At 37.7% G+C, this 10,546-nt stretch carries 7 protein-coding genes; 3 read left to right on the top strand and 4 right to left on the bottom strand.

All coding sequences use genetic code 11. The annotated features are described in order from the left end of the window. The 3 genes from DPX34_RS18925 to DPX34_RS18915 form a co-directional block, all read right to left on the bottom strand. The coding region (locus tag DPX34_RS18925) for a class I SAM-dependent methyltransferase (RefSeq protein WP_157964793.1) at positions 1 to 843 on the bottom strand (843 nt) is incomplete at its 3' end. Next, a complete protein-coding gene (locus DPX34_RS18920) occupies positions 821 to 1,420 on the bottom strand; it encodes an FcoT family thioesterase (RefSeq protein WP_111980002.1) in 600 nt (199 codons plus the stop codon). The genes DPX34_RS18925 and DPX34_RS18920, both read right to left, overlap by 23 nt. 2 nt (positions 1,421 to 1,422) lie before the next feature. Then, on the bottom strand, positions 1,423 to 2,349 hold the full coding sequence (locus tag DPX34_RS18915; RefSeq protein WP_111980001.1) for a TauD/TfdA dioxygenase family protein: 927 nt from the start codon (positions 2,347 to 2,349) through the stop codon (positions 1,423 to 1,425). A gap of 976 nt (positions 2,350 to 3,325) precedes the next feature. Between DPX34_RS18915 and DPX34_RS18910 the strand changes: the two genes are divergently transcribed. From DPX34_RS18910 to amt, 3 genes are all read left to right on the top strand, one after another. Then, entirely contained in the window at positions 3,326 to 4,219 is an 894-nt protein-coding gene (locus DPX34_RS18910; RefSeq protein WP_111980000.1) for a hypothetical protein, read from the top strand. A gap of 168 nt (positions 4,220 to 4,387) precedes the next feature. Beyond that, complete coding sequence (locus DPX34_RS18900) at positions 4,388 to 5,170, top strand: hypothetical protein (protein WP_111979998.1); 783 nt, start codon at positions 4,388 to 4,390, stop codon at positions 5,168 to 5,170. A 319-nt stretch (positions 5,171 to 5,489) separates the two neighbouring features. After that, positions 5,490 to 8,930, top strand: coding sequence for an ammonium transporter (amt, locus tag DPX34_RS18895; RefSeq protein WP_111979997.1), 3,441 nt, complete (start codon positions 5,490 to 5,492; stop codon positions 8,928 to 8,930). Between the two features lie 226 nt (positions 8,931 to 9,156). Here amt and DPX34_RS18885 read toward each other — a convergent pair whose 3' ends face one another. Then, positions 9,157 to 10,101: a bile acid:sodium symporter family protein gene (locus DPX34_RS18885; RefSeq protein WP_232824805.1), complete on the bottom strand. Its 945-nt coding sequence runs from the start codon at positions 10,099 to 10,101 to the stop codon at positions 9,157 to 9,159. Positions 10,102 to 10,546: the final 445 nt, after the last annotated feature.

The raw sequence follows: 10,546 nt of genomic DNA, 5'->3' as shown, positions 1-10,546 counted from the left end.
CCCAAGTGTGCGGCCTAGCAATTTATTATCTGGTTTCAATAGATATAAATTTTCTAATTCATCGGCTCCAAAATCTGAATCTAATTTTAGATTGTTATCAATGACAAAACGGTTGATTTCATCTGAGTTACAACCAAATAAAAAAGGTTCGTTTATTTTTTTAAGCCAATGGGCTATTTGTTTGCCGCCGTAAGTTGAATGATCCCCATTAACAAAACTACGCAATGAATAATCAAATACAATTGAACTGCCTTTAGCACATTGTGCCGTTAATTTTAAAATGTAACTAACGACTTCTTTTTCTAGGTAATACGAAACGCCTTCCCAAATAAAAAGCGTAATTTTAGAAAAGGAGAAATTATTTTTTTTGAGCTCAAGGGCGATGTCTTCTTGATTAAAGTCGATAGGAATGTAGCTAACATTATCTGGAATGTTGCAATCTGTTTGCTTTAGTTGATTTAATTTATAAGCTTGCGTTGGCGGAAAATCTAATTCAAAAACATTGACCGATCGTAACACTTTTTTATAGCGTAATGCGCGCGTGTCATAACCTGCACCTAATATGACAACCTGCTCGATACCGGAGTCGATTTGTTGTTGTAATATTTTATCAATATGCTGTGTACGGATGATCGAAAAGCAATAACTACCTGGGTGCAAACGCTCAATCAACTTGCGCCGTAGCCATCGTGGACGCATTTTAGCTAACATAGAATATTGTCCATCAATAAAATTATCCGCTAAATAATCTGCTTGATAGCCTAAATTTATATTGTCTTGTTGAGTTGCCGCCCTTAACGCAGCAACGGCTTGTGCCGATTTAATGGCTTTGTGCATTTGCATTGACCTCTTTTAAACCGGGTACATAACACGCAAGCACGTTTCCTTTTGCAGCGATACCTTGCTCATCATAAAATGCAATGCTGGTGTGCATAAACAAACGTCCTTTAATTACTGAAAGTTTATCAACCGTGAATAGCCCTTCAAATGCTCGACTGTTTAGAGGCCTTAAAAATTTAGATTCGAGTTTGGATATTAATATGGTAGCTAACTGATCTTCAAAAAAGTCCTGTAACGTTTTAGGGCATAACGCAGCCCATTTAGGATTTAGAGCTTTAAATATACCGGACTCTATGCACTGAGCGACAATGACATATGACAGTTGATTAAAACAGATATTGAATTCAACAGCATTAAAATGGCCAGTATCATCAATGTAACAACTTTTTTCTATGGCAAATTGACCTCGAGCGGTAACAAGTGCTTCACTATTAACATCGTCGATAACGGCACTTTTCAAATAGGTGCTGTGACTAAAATACGGTTTAAGCACTTGTTTTAATAAAGTAGGCTCAATTAATAATGGATCGTTCGTTGGGCTTTTTGCTTTTTGTGTTGTTTGAGTTATTGCTGTAAGCATTGTTATACCTCCATTTCTGGAATGGCTACGCCTGCGTTTTCGCGTAAACTATCACATAAAGGCATACCGTCTAGCAGTGTGATCCTAAACATCATTGTTTCTTCTTCTTTGGTTATTTCGGCTTGTAAGTTTTCTCCAACAGCCGCCTGACGGCCTGAACTGTGTTGTAAAAAACGGTTATCCCAAATGATTAGATCGCCTAAATTCCAGGTGACTTCTTTGATAAATTGTGCCTGTTCAGCAAAATCGAATAATTCATCTAAGATAACTTTACTTTGGTCTAGCCCTTCGTTTTTTACTTCAATAGTAAAGCCGCGACTCGCGTAAATAATTTTTTCTTTGGTGAAAGGGTGTGTGATCACCGCAGGGTGCTCAACTGGTGGCTGTACTGCATGGATCATGGCTAAAATTTCAGTTAAGTCTAAATTTATATCTTCTGGTCTGACTTTATAGCGCCAACGACCACTATGAATAAATGTCATTTTTGATAAGGTTTGCTGCTGTTTTAATGACATCGCTTGGTATACTTTCGCCATATCAATAAATCGAGTCGTCCGTTTTATTGTTTTGGGCATAACTTTAGGCATTAACATGGTGAGCACTTTAGGGTTTTGTTCAAAAGCGGTATCTGAATGCCAATACCCTCCCGTTCTGGCTACGCCCATTTTGTCTTTTGTCTTTTGAATATTTGATGAAACGAATATTTCTTTGTGATCAGGGTGGTGATAATTTTCCTGTAAGTAGGGCACCGGTGTTGCAAATTTATTGGCAAAATCAACATATTCTTGATTGGTGAGTGTTTGATTTTTAATAATCACCAAGCGGTTTTCATACAGTGAAGATTTAATGATTTTTTCATCTTTTTCTGTTAGCGAATTGATATTAAGTCCGTGTAATTCACAGCCAAAATCATTTTTAAATATTTCCATATTATCCTCTTTTTTATTGTTATTTACGCTAACGATCTAAGTGATTTAGAAGCAAGCCATCGTGAGTTAAAATAACTATAAATTCAAAGTGTGCAAAAAATATGGATTACCTGACTATAATCCCTTTATTAATGAAGTTTTATTTTGTTGGGGCGATTGGGTTATCTTAAATGTGTTTTTCAGACGATAAATCACTTTTTTATTATGCCATCGCTATATATTTTTTAGGGGGGAATTAAAAATATGCCCAAATGATTTAAGTATATAATCTACCTTTTGAATGAAATAATACTCTTATTCTTAGGCTAGTTTAGTTTGAATTGGTTTGTTTTAATTGGTGATGTCCGAATTTTTTGTGTTTGAATTTATTATAATTGAAGTCATTATTTTAGCCCTTGCCTTGAGTATAACGACCATGCAGGACTCCGACCTATAAACCTCTGATCTAATTCGATATTACATAAGCGAATCGACTACACACCGATGACAGTCCTTGAAGTAACATAAGGTCGCACCACCTGCTATTTCTTAACATATTAATCACGAAATCAGAAAAGACAAAATCAAAATAAACCAACTATAACCACTTTAGGTTACCCAGCCGGTTTAAAATATTCACATTTGTAATATTAAAATAAAATAACCGCTAGTCATTTAAAAATCACACCGAACCGCTTTAAATTAACCTAGCAAAAAAATAAGTTTAAAAGCGTAAAAATCAATAACTAATTGTTTTAATTAATTTAATAGTGTCAAAACTAAAATTACGCCCCTTGAATTATTCACTTATAACCTATTTAAAGTCCCATTTTATTAACAATTAAAAACAACCAAATACAATTTAATTAAGTCACAATAAGATCATAAGGTTGCATTTTGATCTATTTTAGTGCACCTTACACGCGAACAACAAAATAAATAACAATTAAAAAACTAAAAATTTACATAAAAACAACATCAAACGGGAATAATGATAATGAATAAAAAATATACTTATGCGGCCATGGGCATTGTAGTTTCGATCTTATCAACTCAAGCTCATGCAGATTTTAAAGGTTGGAACCCCAATTGGACCAATTTAACCAGCAACGTTGATAGAGCGGTTACATCGGCTCAACAATCAGCAATGGTAAACAATGTAAAAAATGGAAACATTGATACCCGTGGCACACAAATAAACGTTAATAATGCCGCCGTTGAAACCACAGGAACAGGCTCACGTAGTGTAATGCCAAATAGCGATATGCTTTGGCACAACCCTTTTGGCACAACATATTCAACGTCGCCGAGTACACGTTGGTATCAAAAAGATGGCAATACTCAAGTTTTTAGAATTTTTCCGGGCGATCAAAACCATTATGGTAACCGTGTTGGTGCGGGTCGCAGTGAAGCTTTTGTAGGCAGGCATTTATCAACCGTTGAAGCTGATGGCAAAACAATGACATTTTCTGCTCGCTTTAGAGTTGAGAAAAATAACGGCAGTAAAGATGTTATGTTGTTTCAATCAAAAGGCAGTGGCTTAAACACCGAAGACGGAACTTATCCAGCTTGGGGAATATCATTGTGGGTTGAAAAAGATGGCGATGTTATTTTAGTAAAACGTAATTCAGTGTTTAGCCAAAATGAAAAAATTGATACAGGCTATAACGTGGGTCAGGGTTTTAACTTAAGAGTCGTCGACGACGGATATAATTATAAAGCCTTTATTAACAATGTTGAAAAAGCGGCAGGCACTTGGGAACGAGGTAACACACCGACCGTTGCGCGTTGGGGTATTTATGTTCAAGGTGGCGAAAGTGGCGTGTTAAACGGCACAATAAATGACGAGCAAATTGTTTATGTTAGTGGTGCACGTGCAACCTTAAATTAAAACTATTGAGTTAAAACGCGCCAGGGGCGCGTTTTGCTACCCATTACAGCGTGTTGTCGTATACCGACATGAATGAGCAATAAAAATTTTAACCCAAAAGCAAAGGCTCTTGCCTCAAATTCATGTGAGGCCACGTACTTAATTGACCAATATAAATGACATAAAACGATGACCAAAAAAATTATAAGCCGCATTGATATCATACTTATTTTGCTCACCGCTATTGCCGTATTTTTTTGGTTAAACACAACAGATCCTAATAATAAGGTTCAGTCACTCGATTTAACCAACAGCCAACCTAAAGCACCTCACAAAATAGAATCGCAACATAATTCTCAACATAATATAGCTAAGCTCAGCGCTTTGCCGTTAAATAACGCAGCTAATAAAACAGCACCGCAAAATACACCTGTTACAAAGCCTCCTATTACTTTAATCTCACGTATTTATCAACTCAACCAAACCGCCCCTGAACAAGCGGCGATATTGCTCGATCAGGCTGAACTTCCGGAGCAATTTGCTCTAAGTCTCTCTTTGATAAATAACTGGGGACTCACCTCACCTGAAATAGCGCTAAATTGGTTACAAACTCAAAGTAACAAATTTTCTGAATCTGAATATCAGTTACTCATGCGATCTGTTTTAAAAAATTATGCCAAACAACAACCCGACTATGTTTTTTATCAGCTACAACATTTAACAACAGAACAAATTTGGCCCGATATTGTTTTTGAAATCGCCCTTGCGTGGGGTGATAAAAACCCATACGAAGCTTTAACTTGGTTAGATGATTTAACAACATCCCCATTAAAGTTTGAAGACATAGTGGGTGCACATGTTGCCGTGTTAGAAAAATACAAAAAACAAGATCCAATTGCGGCACGAAATTGGGTTAACGATATCAACAATCCTAAATTAAGCGCGTCGATAAACCACTACCTCGATCTCTAACTCAGGCTAATTTCAGCATCTGTTGATGAACAAAAACCAATAACTTCGGTGCTCTCGCGAAACCCCACCAGCATAATAAAAATCATCACAATCATAAAAACTTTAATCTTGTTAACTTTGCATAGTTGATAATTTAATGGGCTAAAACCCATATTAACTTACGGTCAATTAATAGCAGAGGTGGCAGGTTTATTGCTTTTTATACATAACCCACACTCGTTTTCTTTATTAAGTGTTAATCAAGGAATAATAAATACTTTTATATCAATAAGTTAAACTTAAAACGAGTTCTATCCCTATCTAACGAAAAGGAAGTAAAGTGACAATTGATACATTATGGTTGATGTTTGGCACTATTTTGGTGCTTATTATGCAAGCCGGGTTTCTTTGTTTTGAATCTGGGCTTACCCGCACTAAAAACTCTATTAATGTGGCGATGAAAAATTTAGCCGATTTAGTCGTTACTTTTATGATCTGGTGGGCTATTGGCTTTGGTTTGTCATTTGGTGATTCGTGGAGTGGGGTTGTTGGCACCGATTATTTTTTTGTTAGTATTGATCAAAACTCACCTGAGCTCGGGAGTTTTTTCTTATTTCAAGCTATGTTCTGTGCAACCGCCATAACGATCGTTTCTGGCGCCATTGCCGAACGCACGCGATTTATCGCTTACTTATTTATTGCCGTTATTATTGCCTCTCTCATCTACCCCGTTTTTACGCACTTAACTTGGGGTGGTGCACTAGGGGGCGAAAAGGGCTATTTAAGTAGCATAGGCTTTGTCGATTTTGCGGGTTCTACCGTCGTGCACAGTTTAGGCGGCTGGGCTGCACTGGCTGCTATTTTAATTATAGGCCCTAGAACGGGCGTATTTAAAAAAGGACGACAACATGTCTCGCCCAGTAACCTAACATTAGCCACACTCGCAATTATTATGTTTATTATTGGCTGGATAGGGTTTAATGCTGGCAGTACCTTAAAATTCAATAATCTAGTCCCAACTATTATTGTGAATACCATCATGGCAGCAATGGCCGGCGGTATTAGTAGTTATTTGCTCAGCACAATAGTTAAAAGCCCTTACGTGCAAACCAGTGTTGCACCACTAAATGGTATTATCGCGGGATTGGTTTCTATTACGGCGAGTTGTCATGCGGTTGGTCAGCCCTCGGCTATTATGATTGGCGCGATCGGGGGCGTAATTGTTTATTATGGGTCGGCCTTGTTAGCACATTACAAAATCGATGATGCAATTGATGCGATACCAGCTCATTTATTTGCCGGCATATGGGGAACACTCGCTGTTGCCATATTTGCTGATCTTGAATTATTAGGCACAGGACTTTCGCGGTGGGAACAATTACAAACCCAATTAATAGGCATAGTAACGTGTGCAATTTGGACATTCTCTATCACTTGGGGTTTATTAAAAGTAGCGAGTTACTGCTATAAATTACGGGTTACCCCCAAACAAGAATACATCGGATTAAACGTATCTGAACATGACGCGCGTACCGACTTAATTGATTTTTTATTAACCGTGAATGACGCTAATGTAGATAGCGATTTATCAAAGCGATTGCCCGTTGAACCCTTTACAGAGGTCGGCCAAGTTGCGCAAAAATATAATCAGTTAATGGAACGAGCTGAAGACGCCGTAAAAAAAACTAAAACGATTATTAAAGATGTGCAAGCCGGGATCTTAACCTTAGATAAAGATGCCCAAGTAATAAATGCGAACCCGGCTGCCAAAGCCATTTTTGGTATAAAGCAAAACATGCACTTCCCGATTCCATTTAATGAATTAATTCATCGAGAAAAAGCATTAGCCTTGCCGCAAGAAGTGATAATTACACACCTACCTTGGGGCGCGATTTTTGATACGATCGAAGACATATTTATTGAAGGCCAACTAGCAACATCAAAAGAACCTATATTTCTGAATATGACTGCATCGGCCAGTAGCCACCGCGAAGACCAAACCATCTGTTTTGTGCATGATATAACACTGCAAAAAATTGCTGAAAATGATTTATTTCAAGAAAAAGAACGAGCAAAAAAAACCTTAGATTCGATAGGCGATGGCGTTATTTCAATTTCGCCACGTGGCAATGTGCAATACCTAAACCGCACAGCAGAAAAATTAACCGGCTGGCATGAAAAAGATGCACTGGGCAAACCCTTACATCGTGTATTTTGTGCTGTCGATAAAATTACCGATCACCCCAATGATCAGTTAATAACAAATATAAACCAAAATAAAAAAACAATTATTTCTCAAAAAAGCCAATTGTTATTTAGTCGCAGCGATGATATTTATGCCATTCGATATACCGCCTCTCCTATTTTTGACAAAGCTAAAAATCTAAGTGGTATTGTTATTGTTTTTCAAGACATCACCCAATCACAACAAATTCAATCTAAGCTAAATCATCAAGCCACGCATGACCCACTGACTGACCTGTATAATCGCCGAGAATTTGATCTTCGTTTACAGCAAATAGTCAATGAAGTGCAAGCTGAAACAGCATCGAACATTAAACACAGTTTAATTTTTATTGATCTAGATGAGTTTAAATTTGTAAACGATATTTGTGGACATGCAGCCGGCGATGTTTTGCTAAAAGAGGTAAGCACGCTGATGAAAGATAACATTCGCCATCACGATACATTAGCTCGTTTAGGCGGTGATGAGTTTGCGATTATTTTAACGCACTGCCCTATTGATCGCAGTATCGCGATCGCTGAAAAAATAAAAATTAAAATAGCAGAATATAAATACAAACAAGACAATAAAGAATTCGGGGTAACGACGAGTATCGGGTTAGTCGAAATAAACGCCCAAACCACGAACGTGCAAGACGTGTTAATACAAGCCGATACTGCTTGCTACACATCAAAAAAACGAGGTAAAAACCAAGTTTCTGTATTCAAAAAATCAGATACCGAAATAGACCAAATGAGTGGTGACGCACAATGGGCTCGGCGTTTGCAAGATGCAATAACACAAGAGAATGGTTTTGAACTTTTCTTTCAACTTATTACCCCATCAATCTCTCATACCAAAGGGCACAAAACGCCCTTACACTTTGAAATACTCATTCGCATGAAAGAAGATGATGGTTTAATTATTACCCCCAATGCCTTTTTACCCGCAGCCGAGCGTTATGGTTTAATTCATCGCGTTGATATTTGTGTCGTTCGCCAAACCTTTGCATGGTTAAATAAACACCGAGAAATATTGAGAGATCACGATATTACATGCGCCATTAACTTATCGGGTAAATCGATTGATAAAACCGAAATAATTGAAGAGATAGAAACCTACCAAAAAGAATTTAACATTAATCCGGCTGATATTTGTTTTGAAATCACTGAAACCGCCGCGATTGGCAGCATATCAAAAGCATCGGCTTTTATTGAACGGTTGCGAACAGCAGGGTTTAAATTTGCCCTTGACGATTTTGGTGCTGGATTATCATCCTTTAATTATCTTAAAAATTTACCGGTTAACTATCTAAAAATTGATGGCTGTTTTATTACCAATGTTGATAAAGACCCACTTGATCAAGCCATGGTTAAATCGATGGCGGATATAGGCAAAACCTTAGGCATAGAAACCATCGCCGAATTTGTTACCTCTGAAGCCATTGCCGATTATTTAATTGACGTGGGAGTCGACTATTTACAAGGGTTTCATTTTCATAAACCAGAACCGTTAAATAATTTAGTCAACCTGAACGCTAGAAAACAAACGGGCTAATGCGTTGTGTTAATAACAACCGTGGTTTTAGTTTATTGTTATCTACACTCAAATTAGTTAATTTAGCCAAGATAAAAGCGATACAAGAAGTGAGATCGTAACCAGATAAATCATTGTGCAAGGCCAATAAAAAGAACATGACCATTAAAAACATACCAACTAAATAAATCAAAACGCACCTAAGGTAGGTGCGTTTTATATAAACGAATATAGTGTCTAAAAATATTTACTTATTTTTGTTTTTATTAAATTTGTTAGCACTCTTGCGCCAATACGAAGCCAAAATAGAACCATTAATATTCATCACCGGACCAAAAATCGCAGGCGCGATCCCCATGCTGGCAACTCGCCCCATTTCAACCGCAATACCCGATGCCAACCCAGAGTTTTGCATGCCAACTTCAAACGCAATTGCTCGAGCTGATGGCTCATCCATACGAATAAGTCGCGCAACACCATAACCGAGTGTTAAGCCTAAAATATTTTGCAACATCACAAGGCCAATTAACGTAAACCCAAGTGTGATCAAATTATCGCGGCCCGCCGCGGTAATTACAGCAATGATAACAACGATCCCCACCATCGATACAATCGGCATTGCGCGATCAACAATAGGATATTTCCCATGTAAAAAGTGATTAAAAACCAAACCAGCAACGACGGGTAAAATAACAATTTTAGTGATACTCCAAAACATAGCCACCGCATCAATCGGTATATACTCACCTGCTAATGCCGACATCAATAAAGGGGTCGCAAATGGAGCAATTAAAGTCGATATAGCCGTAAGCGATAACGAAAGCGCTAAATTAGCACCTGATATATACGCCATCACATTAGACGCTAATCCGCCCGGCGCACAACCCACCAGTATAATACCCGCAGCAATTTCAGGCGGTAGGCCTGAAATAATAGCGAGCGACATCCCGATAAACGGCATAATAGTAAATTGACAAATAATACCCACGGCGATGCTTTTAGGCATTTTAGCCACGCGTAAAAAATCTTTTATGCCGACTGACGTACCCATACCAAACATGATGATCATCAACAACGGAACAATAAGCCCCGTTAACTTATAATCACCAACCTGTTGAAAAAGGCTCGGAAAGATCATTGCCAGTGCGACAACAACTAAAACAGATAACGTAAAAGCAGTATTTTTTAACATAAGATCCACAGGTAATAGTCTATTAATTTTATGGTTACCAATTTTTACAATTGGAATGAAACCAGATCTTGCCAATAATGCCATAAATAAGTTCAAAAGCGCAATATCACAACTTGTTATACGTAAAATAATACCAATTCATATAAATAAGTGATCTCTCAGAATGCATCCAGCGGTTTTTGAACAAGGCGTCGGTGTGTAGGAATGGTTGTTCCCTTTCAAATACCGATAACGCAGGTCAAAAGCCGCTGGGGCATTCCTTTCAGGCGAGTTTTAGATGCGTTTAGTCTGTGTTACTCGAACTCAAAAGAGCACTACTATTCTTTCATTCAAGCGTCTTGATTAAGCGCATTTAAACGCTCGCTGAGTGGGCACTTATTATTACGGATTGGTATAAGTGTTAATGCTTAACCTATTAATCAGTACATTAACTGAAGACAAAATA

Source organism: Algibacillus agarilyticus (assembly GCF_003286125.1).
Taxonomy (GTDB): domain Bacteria; phylum Pseudomonadota; class Gammaproteobacteria; order Enterobacterales; family Alteromonadaceae; genus Algibacillus; species Algibacillus agarilyticus.
This window is presented reverse-complemented; position numbering and strand designations above follow the sequence as displayed.

Excerpts from the sequence above, each read along its gene's own strand:
- DPX34_RS18920 (WP_111980002.1), bottom strand. The coding sequence starts at position 1,420 with ATGCTTACAGCAATAACTCAAACAACACAAAAAGCAAAAAGCCCAACG.
- DPX34_RS18915 (WP_111980001.1), bottom strand. The coding sequence starts at position 2,349 with ATGGAAATATTTAAAAATGATTTTGGCTGTGAATTACACGGACTTAAT.
- DPX34_RS18910 (WP_111980000.1), top strand. The coding sequence starts at position 3,326 with ATGAATAAAAAATATACTTATGCGGCCATGGGCATTGTAGTTTCGATC.
- DPX34_RS18900 (WP_111979998.1), top strand. The coding sequence starts at position 4,388 with ATGACCAAAAAAATTATAAGCCGCATTGATATCATACTTATTTTGCTC.
- DPX34_RS18885 (WP_232824805.1), bottom strand. The coding sequence starts at position 10,101 with ATGTTAAAAAATACTGCTTTTACGTTATCTGTTTTAGTTGTTGTCGCA.